The organism is uncultured Butyricimonas sp. (genome assembly GCF_959596855.1).
Lineage (GTDB): Bacteria > Bacteroidota > Bacteroidia > Bacteroidales > Marinifilaceae > Butyricimonas > Butyricimonas muris.
This window is the reverse complement of the sequence record NZ_CAUFYA010000049.1, coordinates 1-18,643: the sequence shown is the minus strand read 5'-3', so window position 1 is coordinate 18,643 and position 18,643 is coordinate 1. Positions and strand designations below refer to the sequence as shown.

Below are 18,643 nucleotides of genomic sequence, written 5' to 3'. Positions count from 1 at the left end.
ATTTACAAATTTATAATCCGTCATCTATCTCGGGTTTATCGGCATATTCGGGCTATTCAATTGTTCAGACAACGGTATCTGTAACACGTAACGCAAATCCCCTTGATTCAACGCGTGTACCTGCCCGTTCTCGTAAGCATGCCGGATACCCGGCTTACCGAGCCGCCTCAAATCAAACCAGCGCATTCCCCCGTCGAATGCCAATTCCACCCGACGTTCTTCCAAAACCCGCTGCAAGGCGGTTTCTGCCGTGAAATCAGCCTTATCCAGTGCCACGTAATCCGTTTTCTTAATACGAGTCACCAGCAAACGGTTCAAATCCTCGATAGCCAAATCCTTCTCTCCCGTCCGGGCGTAAGCTTCTGCGCGAGTCACGTAAGCCTCGCTCAACTTCAACCCGATATAATAACAATCACTCTGCTGAGTCGCGAACATCCGGTACACCGTCGGTCCCTGTTCCGCGTAATCGGCACTCCCCGGATCGGCATTCGATTCGAAAATATACCTCCGGTAATCCACCACACCGGGATCACGCTTGCAAAGATTCAACAACTCTTCCGTCGGTTTAAAACGGGTTTTGTAATAATAATACGGGTTCCCGTTTCCCTTGCCGCCCACGAAAAACAACACCTCGTTCCGGTAATCCGTGTCTATAAACCCGTAAGTATAGCTGAAAGCGTTTGAAATCTTATCCAACCCGTCCAAGTAAGACTGTATCTCGTTCATGTCGAACAAAGACTTCGCGTCGATCACGTAACTTGCCGCCTCGATCGCTTCCTTGTACTTACCCGTGAACAAATAAACACGAGCCTTGAAAGCCTGCAACGCGATATAATCAAAACGATACTTGCCTTTACTTTCCTTGCCTACCAAGTCCTTGGAAGCCTCGTCCAAATCCTTTTCGATCTGTTCCCATACCTTCCCGACAGACACGCGCACGTTATTCTGGGTATTCTGGTGCACGTCCGAGGCACTCAGCGGCATCGGGACACCCGGTTTATCCATGTTCTCGTCCGCGTAATTCTCGGCGTAAAGATTCACTAGATAAAAATAACAATAGGCACGCAGGGCATAAGCCTCCCCCCGAACCGTTTCGAACAAAGCCTTTTCTTCCGTGGTGGGAGTCTTCCCGGCGAACTCGTCCAGCACCGTGTTAGCGTAAAATACAGACGAGTACAATTGTTTCCAGTACGTATCCTCCGCCTCGTTATACTGGTGCGTTGCCGCCCAGACGAACCACGGTTCATACGACTTGGTAACAGCCGACGTGGCGCTCAGGTTCGCGTACACGTTATCGGTCGCCAAATCGGTATTGATAAAGAAATTCTCCCGGGGATAGCCGCCCAGCAGGACAGATTCGAAATCCTCCACGCTCTTCGGCAACATACTGTTCACCGGTTTTATATCGAGCAAATCACAACCGCTGAACAACGTCAGCAGCAAAAACACGGATGTATAAAATATCTTCTTCATAATCAAAAGCATTAAAATTGTACAGATACTGAGAACGAATAAGAACGGGGCAACGGCAAATAGGTGTTCCCGAAAGAAACATTCGCGTTACTCGCCGAACTATATTTCATGATAGCTCCCGTCGCTTCCGGGTCTTGTCCTTTCAGCCTAGAATTCTTCCATACGTGCAAATTATTTCCCTGCAACATGAAACGGATACTCTGTATCCCCCACTCTTTCAACTTTGCCAGTTTCAGGTCATAACTCAAAGAAACATTCTGCAACCGCACGAAATCACCTTTTACCGTCCGCAGATCACTATTATTGTACATCGTGGCATTTGACGGGTAAGGATAGAACACGGCATCGTCAAATTCGTTCGCTTCCAACCGCGGGATATCCGTGTGTGCCTCGTCACCCGGGTTCCGCCATCTGTTCGCCCATTCTCTCGACATATTCTGTGTCGCTTCCGGGTAAGCGAAAGCCTGTCCCGTGGTCATATTCCTCAAGCGGATCACGTTCCCGAAATTGCCCACGAGCAACACGGACAACGCCAGATTCCTGTACTCGAAAGTATTCGTGAATCCCCCTTGTATCTTCGGCATCGTCGTCCCGGAATACACCAAACCTTCGACGTCATTCATACCCTTCAACACTTTTTCATCCTCGGCGTCATAGAATTGCGCCCGTCCGTCTTCATTCAACCCGGCATAGCGGTATGACCACAACCCGTTGATCGGTTTACCCACGATAGCCGCCGACGCGTAATCCGTCCGCTGGGCATTAGTCATAGAACCATACGTCGGGGTGGAATACACGTCCAGTATCTCGTTTTTATTATAACCGAAATTCAAGTTGGACGTCCACCGGAAATCCTGCAAATCAATATTCACCGTGTTCAAGGCAAACTCCCACCCCGTGTTTTTCATCGAAGCCCAGTTCACCGACACCGACGGGAAACCGGAAACGAGAGATACCTCTTTCTTACCCAACAAATCCACAGCCTTCTTGTAATAGTATTCCAACGAACCGTACACCCTCCGGTTGAAAAGCCCGAACTCCAAAGCCAAGTTCGTCGAGTAATTCTTTTCCCACTTCAAATTCGGGTTCTTCGGCGCCTCGATCACCAGATAATTCTCCTTCTTCACGGCATCGATAGTACCTACCTTCGCTACCAGATCGGAATAAGCATCCGCCACGTTCCCCTGACTGCCGTAAGAACCTTTCAGCGTCAAGTAAGTCAACCATTTCACATCCCGCAAGAAATTCTCTTCTTTCACCTGATAGTTGAAACCGACAGACCACAACGGTTGGAAAAGATCGTTGGTCTTCACCCCGAAACGATTCGAGCCGTCCGTGCGGGCATTGAAACTCACCGTGTAGCGATTCATAAACGTGTACCCCGCCACGCCGAACCACGAAACGGCAGCCGACTCGTTCAAGTTTTCCACCCAGTAAGGCTCCCCGATTTTCGCCATCAAATCCAATTGCAAAATTTGCTGGTGTCCCCTATCATGGGCGTAACCGTAAATCTGCGTGGTTTCCTCCTCGTACTTCGTGGTCCGTATCTCCTGTCCCACCATCACGTCGAAGCGATGATCCTCGTTAATCACCGGCATATAAGTAAGCTGGTTACGGAAAGTAAGCGAACTGTTATTCGTTCCCCTGCTCCGGCGGTATCCCCCGTCATGCCACACGGACTCGTACGTCGTGTTATCCTGCATCGTCTTCTGGCGGGAACGCACGAAATAACTATCCTCCGTGGCGATATCCACGTCCGTGGTATTCTGTTTCGAGAACGAGAACAAGCTGCTGAATGTCAAGTCGGATAATATCTTCCACTCGATATCCACCGTTCCTTTCAACCCGTAACTCTTTGACTTGCGCCAACTTTGTTCCCGATTCTCCAGAAAGTTAAATTTCAAGTCATTATAATACATGTAATTGAAATCCCCGTTCTCGTCGTAAGCATTATGGGCACGAGTCGTGTAAATCGCCCACTCGTAAGGATTCTCCCGTGAATCCACCGCGAAGAAACTCTTGTTATTGCGCATATTCACGTCGAGCATTCCGCCTACCCGTAAATTATGCCTTAACTTGGTAAACACCTTGGCTGCCATCGTGTACGTTTCCATCCCGACATCCTTCGCAGTTGCCTGCTCGTCCATGTAACTACCGGAAAGATAGAACGTCGTCGTTTCCGAGCCGCCGGAAATACTGATACTATGCCGTTGCGTGATCGCGTTACGGAAAAGATACTTGAACCAATCCGTGTTCACCGTTTCCAACCGATTCACTTTCTGCTGGAACTGTTCCCACGTCATCTTGTGATCATGCACGTCGATAAAATAACGCTCGAAATCGGAAACCGTACCGTATTCGCCCGCTTTATTGGAATTTGCCTTCAGCAATCCTTTTTCCAACATCTCCATGTTAATATCCACCCGTTCCTTCGAGTTCAACATATACGCGTCTTTCAACTTCGGACGCATTCCCACGCTCACGCTACCGTTATAAGTCACACGGGTTTTCCCCGCCGTTCCCTTCTTCGAGGTAATCACGATGACACCGTTTGCCGCACGCGTACCGTAAATAGCCGTGGCAGCCGCGTCCTTCAACACGTTGATCGACTCGATATCATCCACGTTCACACCCCCGATACCGGAAGCGATCAAGTTCCGGTTATTCAGCAAATCGTCCACGTTCGCGTCTACCGGGTCTTCCAGCACGATACCGTCTACCACCCACAACGGCTGCACGTTCCCGCTAATCGTGGAAGTACCCCGTATCCGGATTTGCGGAACAGCACCCGGGGCACCGCTCGTGCTCACGATCGTCATACCCGGCACCTGCCCTTGCAGCAACTTGTCGATACTCGGCTGGTTTACCATTTTCAAGCGATCCATATCCACCGTCGTGATAGAAGAAGTCAATTTACGACGTTCTATCTTCTGGTATCCCGTTACCACCACTTCCTCCATCTGGCTCACGTCCTCCTCCAGCACCACGTTTATCACTTTCTGTCCTGTGTACGTCACGGCTCTCGTCTTCATACCGATAAAAGAAAATTCCAACACGATAGAAGCCTGTTCCGGGAGCGACAATTTATACTCCCCGTTAATATCCGTCGCCGTACCCGTGCTCGTCCCCTTCACGAGAACCGTCACACCCGGCAGCGGTACGCTATCCTTATCCATGACCATCCCCGTGATGGTGACGGACTTCACCTGTTCCTGATTCACCGGTTTGTAAGAAATCACGATCACGTTATCCACCACCTCATAACTATAATTCCTCCCGAACACCAACCGCACAAAATCAGCCAGCGAGCCGTCCACGAGCTCAACGGATACTTTCCTGTTCACGTCGATCTCCTGTTTATTGAAAAAGAAGTCCTGTTTCAACTGCTTTTCCGCTCCCCGCACGGCTTCTTCCAACGTAACATCTTTTAATTTAAGGTTGAGCACCGTCTGGCTCACCACGGTGGCGGACACGTGAACCAGCCCCACCAACAAGATCATAAACACTACTTTAGTCACACGGAATAAGTTAAAAAATTCCCTGTTCGTGCCGGAATGGCACAACTTTCGTACTTTTTTCATAACTTTGAATTTCAAATTAATATTGAGGTTCTTCTTCGGGAGAATCAGATGAGGATTGTTGACGGCAATCCTCATTTTTCTCCGGTTCAGTTCTTAATTGCTACATATATTTTTCTTCCTTGAACATTAAATATCACGTTACTCGTCTTCTCCACGAGCGACAACACCTTGCGCAAATCCATATCCCGGTTAATCGCTCCCCGGAATTCATACCGCCTTACCTCGGGAGCCTGATATTTCACCTCGATATCATACCAACGTTTCAATTGGTGCATCAACTCCTCCAAGGTGGTAGATGGGAATACAAAGCGTCCGTCCCTCCAAGCGATAAACTGGTTCACATCCACTTCCTTCACTTCCGTTTTTCCGGATTCCACGTTCCAGACACTCTGCATTCCCGGTTGCAACACAATTTGTTCCCCGCCTCTCTCTTCCGAGAAACGCACGGAACCTTCCACCAATGTAGTGTATATATTCTCTTCGTCCTTGTAAGCCTTTATATTAAAAGATGTCCCCAGCACCGTCACGCTCGACTCGTTCAAATAAACCCGAAACGGACTCATCGTATCCCGCTTCACTTGAAAATACGCCTCTCCCTTCAAATATACATTCCGCCCGTTCACGGCAAAACGCACGGGAAACCGTAATTCGGATTCGGAATTGAGCCACACTTTCGTCCCGTCCGCCAGTTCCAGTTGGTAGAAACCGCCCGTCGGCACCTTTAACGTGTTGTACACCAATTCTTCGCTCTCGTTCACTTGTGCCTGCACGTAAGTCAATCCCCGCAAGGAATCATCCCGTATCCCGGACACGACATCATTCCCGATACGTTTCCCTTTCCCGTCAAGCACGACCTTCTCCCCGTTATCCAGAATCAACTCCACCGCGTTGCTTCCCGGCTTGAAACTCCCGGCTTGCTCAGCCAACCCTATACTCCTCTCTCCCGGCAGACCTCCCGCCATCCAAGTCACATACCACCCCAGTAACAGAATAATTGAAGCCGCAACCGATGACCACGTCATGATCCGACGACGACTTTTTCTCCCGATCGCTTTCTCGAACCGGGTATACTCTTTCGCCCGCTCCCTCTCGAAATCCACGTGAACATATTGCCCGTGAAGTGCCGATAATTCCTTCAACAACTCCACGTGTCCCGGCTCGTCCATCCACTTCTCCACCTGCCCGTCGTCCAACTTATTCCGGTGCGCAAGTATCTGATTTGCAAACTCTATATCTTCTTCTCTATGCTTCATTTCTTTTCGCTTTTCACAGCTAATACACGTACCCCCCGAAAATGGGCGACAAGAAAAATAAAGTTTTTTCCTTTTTTTATCATGAATCAACCCGACCGATACCCATAAAGAGGATACGCTCCCGTTATCCTATAACGTAACATCCCCGTGATTTTTGAATAGCCCCGGCGAAAGGCAAATCCACAGAAACACCAGATGTGTTAAACTTGTTTATTTTTCACTAAAACGTGGGCTAAGTGTGGGCGAACTACGGGCTAAGAGTGGGCGATGCCGCCTAAAAGTCGCCTAAAACCCTAGCGAAAGCCACCTAAAAATAGAGTAATACCCCAGCAACGGGGTAGGTCAACCCCGAATTATACTTTATTTTCCCAATATAAAAAGTAGTACCAAATCATCCTGCAACTCGTCCCGCAAGAATTTCAACGCACGGGTAATATGCGTTTTTACCGTGTTCAAACTGATGTTCATCTCTTCCGCCACCTCTTTATATTTCTTCCCGTCCACGACACATTTCACCAACGCCTCCCGTTGTTTCTCGGATAACAATGCCAATTTCTCCTCCAAGCGTTCCAGACGTTTCTCGTAATCATCCAACTCTTCCGCCGCCGACTCCAACAGCTCCCCGACCATTCGTTCGTTCACCTCGATTACCCGCAAATGACGTAAATAATTCAACGCGCTGTTTTGTGCCAGAGTAAACAGGTAAGACTTTACCGGATACACCGGATTCAAGTGTTTCCGGTTCTTCCAGAGCGTCAGGAAAACATCATGCACGATATCTTTCGCCACCTCCTCGTCCCGCACGTAATTATACACGAACCCCGCGAGGTTGTTGAAATGCAACCCGAATAACTCCTCAAAACCACGATTATCCAAAAGTTCCTGCTTCATTTTACATTTTTCTCGTAATGGACGCTCCCAACTTCACATTCACAAAAATATACTTTTTATTAAATTAAAAAAAGAGTCTGAGAAATTATATGTTTACAAAAAAAGAGGAATTATCTTTTTCACAAGACAATTCCTCTCCAAACATCAAAATGAGTATTGTTATCTACCAAATAATTCCATCAATTTCGTATCCAGCCACCCGCCGCGAGCCGTCATGTGAACCACTTTTCCGTCCGGGTCAATCAGGAAACCGCTAGGAACCCCACTCACTCCAAACATTTGCACACACTCTTTATCGAATTTCTGTCCTTTGGCTCCGCAAACCTGAGTCCAAGCCATTCTTTCTTCCTTTAATGCCTTTTGCCATTTAGCCGTATCGTCATCAATGGAAACACTCACGATATCAAAGCCTTTATCATGGAAACGCTTGTAAGTCTCTTTCAAATGCGGAATATCATGTCGGCAAGGACCACACCATGAAGCCCAAAATTCAACCAATGTATAACGCCCTTTTTTCACGTATTCCGACAATTTCCTCTCTTGCAAATCAACGTCCAACACGGTGAAATCCGGCATAGCATCATTTATATACAACGGCTTGCCTGCCAACACGTCCTCCACTTGTTTTCCGGCTTCGCTTGCCCGCACGCGGGATGGGAAAAACTCTAAAATCTTTCGCGCCTCCGCCCGTCCGTAACGCTCAACGGCTAAATTCCCCACAACATATAGAGCTACCGGAGAATCCCCGTGTTCCCGAATAAAATCCACTCCGCGGTAATAAATACTGTCGCGAATAGCATCCATCTCTTTCACGCATTTAACCATGTCTTCTTCACTGCCTTTCTTACGATAATACACCTGACAATATCGATCGAAAACCTCTTCGTACTTCAAGTTTAAAGGCTCTACCTGTTGAATGTAAGTTGCAAATAAATCATGCGTGACAGAACCTTCAACACGCAAAGATGCAGGCGTTTTCTTGTCCAGCTTCGAAGGCATTTCAGCAAAAGGAATGGCGATATGAACTTCCGAATTATCCAAATAAACGGGAAAACGCAAGATATTAGCCCAACCATAAACACGTTGAGCGGGATCCTTGTAAAAAACGATATTCCGCAACTCCGGGGAATCCAGTTTCCCCCGGAATTCGAAACGTCCCTTCTTTATTTGTACACTATCATAATAGACCCGTTGCTTCGCGTCAGTTAAAAATATCCATTCATTCTCGGGAGCTCCTTCAAGTTCCCCTTTAATAATAAAACCGTCGGATTTTGCCTGACACCCCACGATAGTCAGCCAACTGATTATAATTACTATTAATTTCATTCTATCCTATATTTAAAATTTCGCGTACCCCGAACACAAGGGGGGAATTTCCACATATCTCCCCCGTGTAAAGAGAATTTTTATTAACTTACAATCTGATTAAAGAAAAACAAAATCCGTTATTTCGCCAAAACCTTCATGCACTTGTTTTGCCGGGAACACTCCGTTATCCGAGCCAATATACCCGTTGGCCGAAAGGTTCAGAACAACAAAGTCACACGTACCGTCTTCCATTTCAAAAGCAATTCCCAAGCTACGGGATAAATCATACCCGTAATTTTCATACCCGATTGTTATATTAGCCGCTTTCTCCGGCTCTGTACGGGCAAATTCCATGTGGCGGATTCTCTTACTGCCCGGATGAGTGTACACCGGAGTTGCCTTACCTCCTGTTTGCTGGAAATCAAAACGATATAGAGTATTACCCGATGAATAGAAAAGAATACCGCTATAATCCGATGTCGATGCGAAACAACTATTTTCATCCAACCCCTCGGGCTGATTCAACCGGTAGTATGCCCGAAATGCAGGCGAACCTTTTTTATTATAACCGATACCGTAGGCGTCGAACTCGTAAACAAAACAACCGCCCTTGCCGTCTATTGCCAAAGCATTGGCATACATGTATATGTCATTCGACGACTTATAAAAATACCCCGGACCGATAAACAGCACTTTGTGTTCGGGATCAAGACTATTCGGATCGGCATCCGTGTTATTATCACTCCGAACAGGTATCGAAGCCAATGTACGAGCCGACGGATTGTCATTATCTGCCCAAACTTCCGGATTCGGATTTCCCCCACTACCAAAATTATACCACTGGGCAAAACGATGCCCCGCTTGATCATACATCAAGGTAATTTGTCCAATTTTTGCTGCATGTGAGATATATACATCCCCGGTGAGCTTTTCATCAATCTTCGGTTCATATATCTTCATGGCTGCCGGGGTCTGGTAAAAACGTCCGTTTGAAAGCAGCAACCCTTGCCGTGTACCCTGCCCGTCAATATTTTCCACCTTGCTGAAATCAAAGTTAATTTGGGCATTCTCGTAAACCATACGGCTCAGACTGTCTTTTTTCTCGAATTTGTACAGTTGATTATACACGCCGGCTTCATCGGGAATATCCGTGATGACAGAAAACATATTAATCGAACTGGAATTATAATAACTACATCCCTGTTTAACACGTCCCAAACATAACGGCTTCCCTTGAAAGCGTTTACCCGTCGCATCGTAATAAACATCTTCTTTTACTATCATTTCCTCGCCGACATACTCCACTGCACCTAACTCCGTCTGCCCGTCTTTACAGTGCAATATCATCCATGCCCCGTCATACGGTTTACCCAATTTCAATTTTGTATTATACTGGTACTCGACCCCTGTTGAAGTATCGTACACCGTAAGCCGGAAATAATGCTCGTATTTCAAGTCCGGGTCTTCCAAATCTATCGTGAATCGCAATTCTTCCGTCTCGCAAACCGTATCCACTTTTGATTGCACCGAAGAACCCACGTAAAAATTAGTGCCTGTCGTGGAATGCAACCACAAAAACTTCAGATTCTCTTTGTTCTGCTCGAGAGATTGAGATAATTTCGGGTCTATCGTCACTATCGTTTCATCCGTGAAACGATAGTACACTTCCTCCAACCCGGACTCCACTGTATTAACGTCGGTATAGTCGTAATTACCCTTGTCGTCGTAACAAGAAGCCAAAAGTAAAATGATCAATATATAAATGTACTGTTTCATAGCTTTTCATTTTTATGTACTAACTTGCTTGCTCGGGAAACGCGATCCACTCTCCCGTGTCCTTGTCGATGAACTTCGGCATCGAATCGTCCTCCGCACACTTCGCCTTGTACTCTTCCAAATCCAGATAAAACCGGTTTGCTTTACCAAGTGCCGTTATTTTACTAACCCACTTCTCGAAAGATACACAACCGTATTGTGTCATCAGGTATCTGGCTTTCACTTCACCGAAACCACCCAAATACTTCTCGTAATTATTCCACAAAGCTTCATCATATTGCCACAACTTTTCAGTCACGATATCCTCGATAATCAACTTCACCTCTTGTCGTTCCTCGAACCCTCTGGTAAAATCGGAATTAGCGTAATCAAAAGTCAAAACAGCCGTATCGCTAACCTGCAAAGCAGGGCGTTTGATCACGATCGCGAAGGTCGCTGCAAACGTATCAGCCTTTACGACATACCCTTCTTCCTCCGGGAAAATAATTCCGAATGTATCTGTCGATGAAGGTTTAACAGCCAACGCCACCCGACGCGGGTGAGCAACGACATCTCCCATGATCTTCACTGCCAACCTGACCGTATCGTACATCAGATTTTCACCCTGTTCATTAATACCGAAATTAAATTTATACAACAAAGTAGCACTTTCCGACCATACCGGACCTTTCCCCGTGTAGTCGGTTGCCCATGCTGCATCCGCGAGGAAATTGATTTGTCCTCCCTCCTCGTATTGCATCATCTCGTATTCGTTGCAACTACTTAAAAGCAACAAGGCAAACAACAAACTGTATATTATCTTTTTCATAAACTCGAATCTAAAATTTATTTCCCTGTTTGTCCAAACAACACTTCATTATCCGGCCAACTGAACATGTAATTATCTTCCGTCATATTCGTCATCGGTTGGTCCAAAAAGCTCTTGTACGCGTGACGTTTATAGAAGAAAAACAATTGTCCCTCCCCGTAAAACTCCTTCCGGTACTCTTTTTCAATCTCGTTCAACCGATTCAATTCCGAACGGTCGCTTACCGGGTCAATTCCCCGCACGCCTCTCACGACATCCAGATACCCGGCTGCCTCTTCAGCAGTCGCAGCACATTCTGCCAGAATATAATACATCTCCGCCAACCGGATCAATACAATCGTGTTCTCGGTAGAAGGCCACTTGTTATCCTGATTGTACTTCAACATTCTCATTCCCGAATTTGTACTCTCGAAGCTGACACCTTCCTTTAAGCGAAAATCATTCATTCCGTCATGAGTCACGTCAAATATCAATTTCAGATGCTCCTCGTTAACCGTGTAAGAAGTCGTTGTCATCCATTTCGCCACCTGTTGATCAAAATCATCGATATAGATAGAAAAGATAATTTCTTTTGAGCGCAACACGTCATTGTCTTTATTCAACAATTCGAACTGTTCGCTATTAATTACCTGCTTGGCATAATTCCCGGCTTCCGTTTTGTCTCCGGCATACAGGTATACGCGGGCAAGCATCGCTTTCACGGCATACAGATTCATACGCTTGTGACGATAGACAAGAAAACGGTCACCGGCCATATTACTCTCTTCCAAGGTAGTCGTGGGAAAGTCAAAATACAACGGGTCGGTATCCGCCAACAACGCTTCCGCCCTTTTCAAATCGGCAATAACACTATCGACAACCGCACTGGACGGATCCATCGCCTGCACATCCTTGTTAAATTCCGTACGATAAGCTATCCGTTTCAAGGTCGGATGTTCCGAGTAAATCGGTCCGTACATCCGCAGCAGGTCAAAATGCAGGAAAGCCCGTAACCCCAAAGCCTCTCCTTTAATAATCTCGTAATAATTCTCTGTCGTGAACACGTGGCGATTCTTGTCACAGTAATACAATATATTATTCAAGTTGGCAATAATATTGTACATCTCTCCCCAGATACTCCCCACCCGGTTTTCATTCTTATCCGACGGATACACGTAATATAAATAACCATCACTTCCGGGAGTATAACGTCTACCCAGAATATCTATAAAACCGTAAGTCATATCTCTTCCGTACAATCCGGTGGAAGCCATTTTAATGTAAACACCGGTCAGAGCCTCTTTGAATCCTAATTCACGGCTGAAGACTTCCTCTTCCTTCACTGTCGTTTTGGGATCCACGTTCAACCAATTCGAGCAGGAAGAAAAGAATATCGTGCAAAGGCAAATTCCTATAATATACTTTTTCATACGCTATAAATTTAAAAGACTAAATTTAAGGACATGGATACTTGACGGGAGAACGGGTAATCAACCCCTCGCTCCATCTTAATCGTCGAGAAACGGCAAATATCCTCCATGTACAAACCGATAGTGGCAGAGCTGATGCCCGCACGCCTCAGCCAACCGAATTTCTGTGCATTTGCCCGGTAGGACAAATTTATCGTGGAAAAATAGAATTCATTATCATCCATCACAAAACGGGAACTCTCTTTGGTATCTGTCGCGTAAATCGATTTATTAATCGCTTTAAAGAAAGTATGATCTCCCGGTTCCTGCCAACGATCGTACAAAGCACGACGATCGGCATTCAATCGAAGATTGGCATTTTCCACCTTGTTAATCAATGTCTTGTTGAAAGTCTGTCCCCCCCAATGGTATTGCCCCGCCAGAGTCAGACTGAAACCCCGGTAAGTAAAAGTGGTAGAAACCGACCCCGAGAATTTGGGTTCACTATCCCCGTAGGGTACCTGATCGAAAGACGAGTATTCACTTGTTCGTTTCCCGTCACGAGTCAGAAATACTTCCTTACCGGAAGCCGGGTCGATACCCAAGGAGCGTACTACCCAAATGGTGGTTTGCGAGTAACCGTTTTCATAACGGGGTAACGGGTATTTCTCACGCTTTTCATCCAAATTCGACGTACTCTCGTATTGGTCAGCCAATGCCATTTGCTTCTCGTTCATCACCTTCAAGGCATTGGATATTTCCTCGATCCGTGACTTATTCCGCGAGCCGGTAAAAATGACATTCCAATAAGCCTGATTCGACGGGTTGCTGTAAGGCATCAAACGCAGTGTCACCTCGTACCCTTTGTTCGAGATCTTACCCAAATTCTCTTTCATCGTTGAAAAACCGACCGAAGGAGCCATGGTAAAATCCAGCAGGGTATTTTTCGTGTATTTCTCGTAATATTCAAACTTCGCACTAAAGATATTGTGGAACATGGTAAAATCCACGGATGCATTATAGTTTTGAGTCTGTTGCCATTTCAAATCCGGATTTCCCAAACCGTATATTTCCGTACCGATCACGTCCGAACTTTTATACGTCTTCAACAACTTGGCGTAAGTATACATCTGCAACGACTGGTAAGGCGTAAAACCCTGTGAACCGGTAATCCCGTAGGTACCCCTCAACACCAACTCGTCAAAAATACCCAGATTACCGATAAACTCCTCTTTATTGGCATTCCAACGTGCCCCCACTGACCAGAACGGCGCGTAACGATTATTCTCACCAAACTCGGAAGAAGCATTGATACTCATACTATAATCGACAGCATACCGTTGTTTATACGAATAATTCAATGTCATCATAAAATCCAGTCCCCGGGACACGCTCTCGCTACCACCCGTCGTCTGGTATTCCGTTCCCATGTACACTTCACTCAATTTATCATTGGGAAAACCTTTCATGGTGATAGAAGTTACTTTGTTGGTATTCTCCTTTATACTGTAACGGGCGAAAGCCGAGAACAAATGGTCTTCCCCGAAATTCTTATTATAAGAAGCCTGTAAACTCAACCGGTAACTACTTCCCTCCGACTTCGACCAATAATAAGACCCCTTCTCCGCGGGATCTGTTACCGCGTAAAAATCATTATGCTGTGCCGATTTGAAAGTTTCCACTGTTCCGTCTTTCCGCGTCAACGTGAAGTCCAGACTCAAACGCAAAGCATCTATCGGTAAATATTCCACCTTCAACGCTTCCCGCAACGTGAAACTACGGCTATCGTCTTTCGAATCAAATTGTGCATTCCAGAGAGGATTCAACGTCGGGGTTTTATAATCGGCTATATACGTGTCCCCTACCCGATGATCATCCAGCACCTGCTTGATATTCCCGTTATCGTCCGTCTTGCGGTAATAAGGATTGATTTTTGCATAATCTTGAAAACTCCCGTAAGGTGAGGTACGAGCCCCATCAGAATAATCTACCGACAAAGAATTATTAATCAACAATTTACCAAAACGGTAATTCAAATCAATCTTTCCGGTCTTCGTGTTCAGGTCCGATTTTTTCATAACACCCGGCGACCATTTGGCTCCCAGATAAATTTTATAACGCAAAGACTTATCTCCACCTTCCGCCGTCAAACCGTGACGATGAGCGAAAGCTGTCTGTACCGGTTCTGATAACCAATAAGTATTCACCCCTCTCAACACATCCTGCTGGATTCTATTGTAATATGCCTGCAACGCCACATCATTTTTATTGCTGTAGAACCCGGACAATTCCTCCGCCCGTAACTTTTCTTCCGCGTTCATCAAATCGTACACGCTCAAATCCGGCCATTGCAGTTCGTAATTACCATTATAAGTAAACCGTAATTTCCCGGGTTCCGGGGCTTTGGTTTCCACCACAACCACCCCGTTAGCCGCTTCCGAACCGTAAATCACCGTCGCTGCCGCATCTTTCAATAGCGTGATTGATTCCACCTGTTCCGGATCAAGGTCCATAATCGTCGTGGCATCCACCCCGATCACCCCGTCCAAAACAAACAACGGCTGGTTCGGACGGGAATTTACATCACCGCGCAACACCACGACATCATTACTTTCATAATTACCGATACTCGCCTGCCCGCGCATCTGAAAATCGGGAATAGCGTTCGGGTTCGAACCTGCCAGATTACTGGTATTCATTTTAAACCCCGGGTCCAACATTCCCAAGGCCTTCAACACGTTTCCCGAAGTCATGCGCTTCAGTTCTTCGCCCGTCACTCTCGTAGCAGACCCCGTAAAACCTTCTTTCTTACGAGTAAAAATACCGGTTACTACCACTTCTTCCATTGTTTCCACGGCTTCTTTCATCATCACGTTAATCGTTTCCTGTCCCGTGAATTTCACTTCCATCGTCTCCATACCGATAAAAGAAAATACCAGTACAATATCCCCTCCTTTAGCGAAAGCCAGTTTATAGGCACCATCAATATCCGTGGCTGTACCAAGACTCGTGCCCTTGACCACAACCGTCACTCCCGGCAATAACTCCCCTCGCGTGTCTTTTACCACTCCCGAAACGGTCACCTCCTGTAGCTTTGCTTTCTCCACTTTCTTTTTTATCAATATAGATCCCATCTCGAAGCGGTATTCAAAAGGAGTACCCGCGAATAGTTTGATCAAAACGGAATCCACCGTCACGTTTTGCAGGTCTAAAGTAACCTTCGACATCGAAGACAATTGATCCGGATCGTAAACGAAATTCAATTTCGTCTGTTCCTTGATTTGCCGGAATACAACCGAAACGTCCACTTGTTTTACTTTAATCGTAACTCTCTGCTGCTGTGCCATTCCCAAAAAAGGCAAACACAGGAACACGACCAGCAGGATTACCCAATTCCCTCGTGAAAGCTCTGACCTTTTTCGTTCAAAAAAATCAGAAAAAACAAATCGAATCTTGTTTTTTTTCATACATTTGTAAATTAACGATTTGAACTAACGGATGCTACAACATCCTTTACAAAACCGTAAGCTGTTGACGCACCTTACGGTTTTTATTTATCTCTAACTCTTATTTTATATTTCCAGCCGCTTGCACCGTAACCGTGTTACCCTTCACTTCAAAACGCAATGTGGCAGGTCCCTCTATCAAACGAAGTACCTGCTCTATATCATCATAACGGTCGATCACTCCCGTAAATCGTTTTTGTTTCACGCTTTCATTCGTGTAAAATACCTTCACGTCATACCAGCGACTCAGCCGCTCCATAATCTCCTCGATCGTTTCACGCTCAAAAACAAACTCACCGTTTCTCCACGCGATATAAGCATACGGATCCACATCCTTCACCTGCACCGTTCCGCTCTGTTCCTCAAATTCCGCCATTTGATTCGGTTTCAGTATCACCTCCTTGCCCGTCGAATTTACCCGGATACCCACTTTACCATTCACCAGTGTTGTTTGTATCACACCCTTTTGATAAGTATTCACGTTAAACTCCGTTCCGTATACTTTCACGTTCATATTGTCAGTCGACACGATAAAAGGATGTCCTTCATCATGAGTAACTTCAAAATAAGCCTCTCCCGTCAAGAAAACCTTTCTCTCTTCCCCGTTAAAAGTAACCGGGTAACGAAGTTCCGTCTTGGAATTTAACCAGACTTTCGTACCATCAGCTAACGTCAACCGGTAATATCCCCCCACAGGAATCCGCAAGGTATTAAAAACAGGCTCGATCTTTTCATCTTTTTCCTGCACTCTCGCGTTAGCGTAATTCAACCCGTTCAAAGAATCATTTAGAATACCCGTTTCCTGCATCCCTTCAATTAATGCACCTTGTCGCGTCAGAACCACCCGTTCACCCGTTCCTAAAATCAGTTCGGCTTTTACACCCGGCACCGCTCTTTCCACTCGTGCAATCAATCTCTCCTCGTCCAAATTTCTCCATTCATCTACCGTCCGCCCGATGAAAAGAGCAGCAATCAACACGATTGAAGCCGCCACGGACCAACGCAATGTCATCCATCGCCCCTTCCGATCTACCGCGGATTGTTTCAACCGAGCCAATTCTTCCATTTCCAGATGCCCGAACTCTTCAACAGCCAACCTCTCCCTCATGGTAGCCAACTCATCCAGCAACCGCACGTGTTCCTTATCTTTCATCCACAATTCAACGGCAGCATCATCCAATTCTTCCCGATTCGTCAATATCTGTCCGGCAAACTCTATATCTTCATCACAATATCTCATGATTATTTAAATTTTACAATAACACAACAACACCCGTGAAATGGGTGACAAACAGCTACAATTATTTTATATTTTTCTTTCATTCCGACCAACCGACTATAACAATCTGTTATTCATCAAAATACCCAATACTTCTCAATTCACTTCTTTCAGAAATACAACTTTTTCGGAATGGCACAAAAAAAGAATGCTCCTTAAAGCACTCTCTATTTTGAACATTTGATGTTCTCAACTCATTTCTTATACTTCTCCAATGATTATTTTAAAGTGAACATCAGCAACACCACATCTTCCCGCAACTCGTTTCTCAAGAATTTCAATCCGCGGGATATATGAGTTTTCAAGGAATTTACACTGATCTCCATCTCGTCCGCCACGTCTTTATATTTCCGTCCCTCGACAAAACATTTCATCAATACTTCCCGCTGCTTCTCCGGCAATTCAGCCAATTTTTCATTCAATCGGTTTAGTCGTTCCTCGTAAACTCCCAGTTCTTCACCTGCATTCTCCAATAAATCCGATACCTCCCTCTCGTTCATTGCTATCACCCGTAAATGCTTCAGATAATTCAACGCGTAATTCCGGGCTAAAGTAAATAAATACGATTTCATGGAGTAGGAAACATCCAGACGCTTCTTGTTTCTCAACAAGGCAAAAAATACATCATGAACGATATCTTTCGCCACCTCCTCGTCATTCACGTAGCTACATACAAATCGCATCAAATCTTGGAAATAAGATTTGAATAAATCTTCAAAAGTGCTATCATTAAAATCAATATTCCCCATGTTTGTATGTCTCAGTAACAATCACATGTCACCACAAAAGTAAACTTTTTTCGGATACGACAAACAAACATTTTTATATTTCACGCGAACAACCGCTATTCCTCGACATTCTCCATCACGATAGAATCACGGATTTCCCCGCTCACCAGCAATAACGACAATTCCGAAACCTTTGCCTGATATATAGCCGACAATTTCCGGTCTACGGCATCAATATAACTACGTTGAAATTCCCGGAACTCGATTCCCGAGAGAGAACCGATCTTGTATTTTTCCAAAGCCGCATCCAGATTTGCCGCCGCAACATCAGCACTCTCGTTTTCGAAATTCACCATTAACAAGTTGTTCTCGTACGTGTTATACAACAACGCCAAATCCCCGAGCATCTCTTTTTCTGCCTCTTGGTATGAAAGCTCGGTATTCTCCAACTCGATCTTCGCGTTTTTAATCTTCGTACGATTCTGTAAACGACTAAAAATAGGTACGTTCAGCGAGAAGCCCCAGTAAAATCCGTTCGTCCTGTTTAACGTGGTCACAGAAGACGGTGTATCCGTTTTATTATAGTTATACCCGGAAGTAAAATCCAACGTGGGGAACTAAACAGCCCGTGTTTTTTTCAAATCCAATGCCG

General features: G+C 45.6%; 12 protein-coding genes. All 12 read right to left on the bottom strand.

The window, feature by feature from the left end; all coding sequences use genetic code 11:
* Positions 1-24: 24 nt before the first annotated feature.
* The 12 genes from Q5866_RS17320 to Q5866_RS17265 all read right to left on the bottom strand — a co-directional run bounded on the left by Q5866_RS17320 (position 25) and on the right by Q5866_RS17265 (position 18,599).
* Entirely contained in the window at positions 25-1,473 is a 1,449-nt protein-coding gene (locus Q5866_RS17320; RefSeq protein WP_292266970.1) for a RagB/SusD family nutrient uptake outer membrane protein, read from the bottom strand.
* An 11-nt stretch (positions 1,474-1,484) separates the two neighbouring features.
* Complete coding sequence (locus tag Q5866_RS17315; protein WP_303181531.1) at positions 1,485-5,054, bottom strand: SusC/RagA family TonB-linked outer membrane protein; 3,570 nt, start codon at positions 5,052-5,054, stop codon at positions 1,485-1,487.
* An 86-nt stretch (positions 5,055-5,140) separates the two neighbouring features.
* The gene (locus tag Q5866_RS17310) at positions 5,141-6,307 is read right to left on the bottom strand and encodes a FecR family protein (protein ID WP_303181530.1); all 1,167 of its coding nucleotides are present in this window, start codon (positions 6,305-6,307) and stop codon (positions 5,141-5,143) included.
* Between the two features lie 360 nt (positions 6,308-6,667).
* Positions 6,668-7,198: an RNA polymerase sigma-70 factor gene (locus Q5866_RS17305; RefSeq protein ID WP_099290176.1), complete on the bottom strand. Its 531-nt coding sequence runs from the start codon at positions 7,196-7,198 to the stop codon at positions 6,668-6,670.
* Positions 7,199-7,357: 159 nt separating this feature from the next.
* On the bottom strand, positions 7,358-8,524 hold the full coding sequence (locus Q5866_RS17300) for a TlpA disulfide reductase family protein (RefSeq protein ID WP_303181528.1): 1,167 nt from the start codon (positions 8,522-8,524) through the stop codon (positions 7,358-7,360).
* 99 nt (positions 8,525-8,623) lie between these two features.
* Positions 8,624-10,282, bottom strand: coding sequence for a PKD-like family lipoprotein (locus tag Q5866_RS17295; protein WP_303181527.1), 1,659 nt, complete (start codon positions 10,280-10,282; stop codon positions 8,624-8,626).
* Between the two features lie 19 nt (positions 10,283-10,301).
* Entirely contained in the window at positions 10,302-11,090 is a 789-nt protein-coding gene (locus tag Q5866_RS17290) for a DUF4843 domain-containing protein (RefSeq protein ID WP_303181525.1), read from the bottom strand.
* A gap of 17 nt (positions 11,091-11,107) precedes the next feature.
* Positions 11,108-12,499 carry a RagB/SusD family nutrient uptake outer membrane protein gene (locus Q5866_RS17285; RefSeq protein ID WP_303181524.1) on the bottom strand — a complete coding sequence of 464 codons (1,392 nt, stop codon included), beginning with the start codon at positions 12,497-12,499 and terminating at the stop codon, positions 11,108-11,110.
* Positions 12,500-12,510: 11 nt separating this feature from the next.
* Positions 12,511-15,945 carry a SusC/RagA family TonB-linked outer membrane protein gene (locus Q5866_RS17280; RefSeq protein WP_303181522.1) on the bottom strand — a complete coding sequence of 1,145 codons (3,435 nt, stop codon included), beginning with the start codon at positions 15,943-15,945 and terminating at the stop codon, positions 12,511-12,513.
* 100 nt (positions 15,946-16,045) lie between these two features.
* Positions 16,046-17,224: a FecR family protein gene (locus Q5866_RS17275; RefSeq protein WP_303181520.1), complete on the bottom strand. Its 1,179-nt coding sequence runs from the start codon at positions 17,222-17,224 to the stop codon at positions 16,046-16,048.
* Between the two features lie 257 nt (positions 17,225-17,481).
* On the bottom strand, positions 17,482-18,012 hold the full coding sequence (locus Q5866_RS17270) for an RNA polymerase sigma-70 factor (RefSeq protein ID WP_303181518.1): 531 nt from the start codon (positions 18,010-18,012) through the stop codon (positions 17,482-17,484).
* A 95-nt stretch (positions 18,013-18,107) separates the two neighbouring features.
* Positions 18,108-18,599 (bottom strand): TolC family protein, encoded by a 492-nt coding sequence (locus tag Q5866_RS17265; RefSeq protein ID WP_303181516.1) that lies wholly within the window; start codon positions 18,597-18,599, stop codon positions 18,108-18,110.
* Positions 18,600-18,643 lie beyond the last annotated feature (44 nt).

What these genes read in the sequence shown, in the direction of transcription:
- Q5866_RS17320 (WP_292266970.1), bottom strand. Translation starts at nt 1,473, where the DNA reads ATGAAGAAGATATTTTATACATCCGTGTTTTTGCTGCTGACGTTGTTC.
- Q5866_RS17315 (WP_303181531.1), bottom strand. Translation starts at nt 5,054, where the DNA reads ATGAAAAAAGTACGAAAGTTGTGCCATTCCGGCACGAACAGGGAATTT.
- Q5866_RS17310 (WP_303181530.1), bottom strand. Translation starts at nt 6,307, where the DNA reads ATGAAGCATAGAGAAGAAGATATAGAGTTTGCAAATCAGATACTTGCG.
- Q5866_RS17305 (WP_099290176.1), bottom strand. Translation starts at nt 7,198, where the DNA reads ATGAAGCAGGAACTTTTGGATAATCGTGGTTTTGAGGAGTTATTCGGG.
- Q5866_RS17300 (WP_303181528.1), bottom strand. Translation starts at nt 8,524, where the DNA reads ATGAAATTAATAGTAATTATAATCAGTTGGCTGACTATCGTGGGGTGT.
- Q5866_RS17295 (WP_303181527.1), bottom strand. Translation starts at nt 10,282, where the DNA reads ATGAAACAGTACATTTATATATTGATCATTTTACTTTTGGCTTCTTGT.
- Q5866_RS17290 (WP_303181525.1), bottom strand. Translation starts at nt 11,090, where the DNA reads ATGAAAAAGATAATATACAGTTTGTTGTTTGCCTTGTTGCTTTTAAGT.
- Q5866_RS17285 (WP_303181524.1), bottom strand. Translation starts at nt 12,499, where the DNA reads ATGAAAAAGTATATTATAGGAATTTGCCTTTGCACGATATTCTTTTCT.
- Q5866_RS17280 (WP_303181522.1), bottom strand. Translation starts at nt 15,945, where the DNA reads ATGAAAAAAAACAAGATTCGATTTGTTTTTTCTGATTTTTTTGAACGA.
- Q5866_RS17275 (WP_303181520.1), bottom strand. Translation starts at nt 17,224, where the DNA reads ATGAGATATTGTGATGAAGATATAGAGTTTGCCGGACAGATATTGACG.
- Q5866_RS17270 (WP_303181518.1), bottom strand. Translation starts at nt 18,012, where the DNA reads ATGGGGAATATTGATTTTAATGATAGCACTTTTGAAGATTTATTCAAA.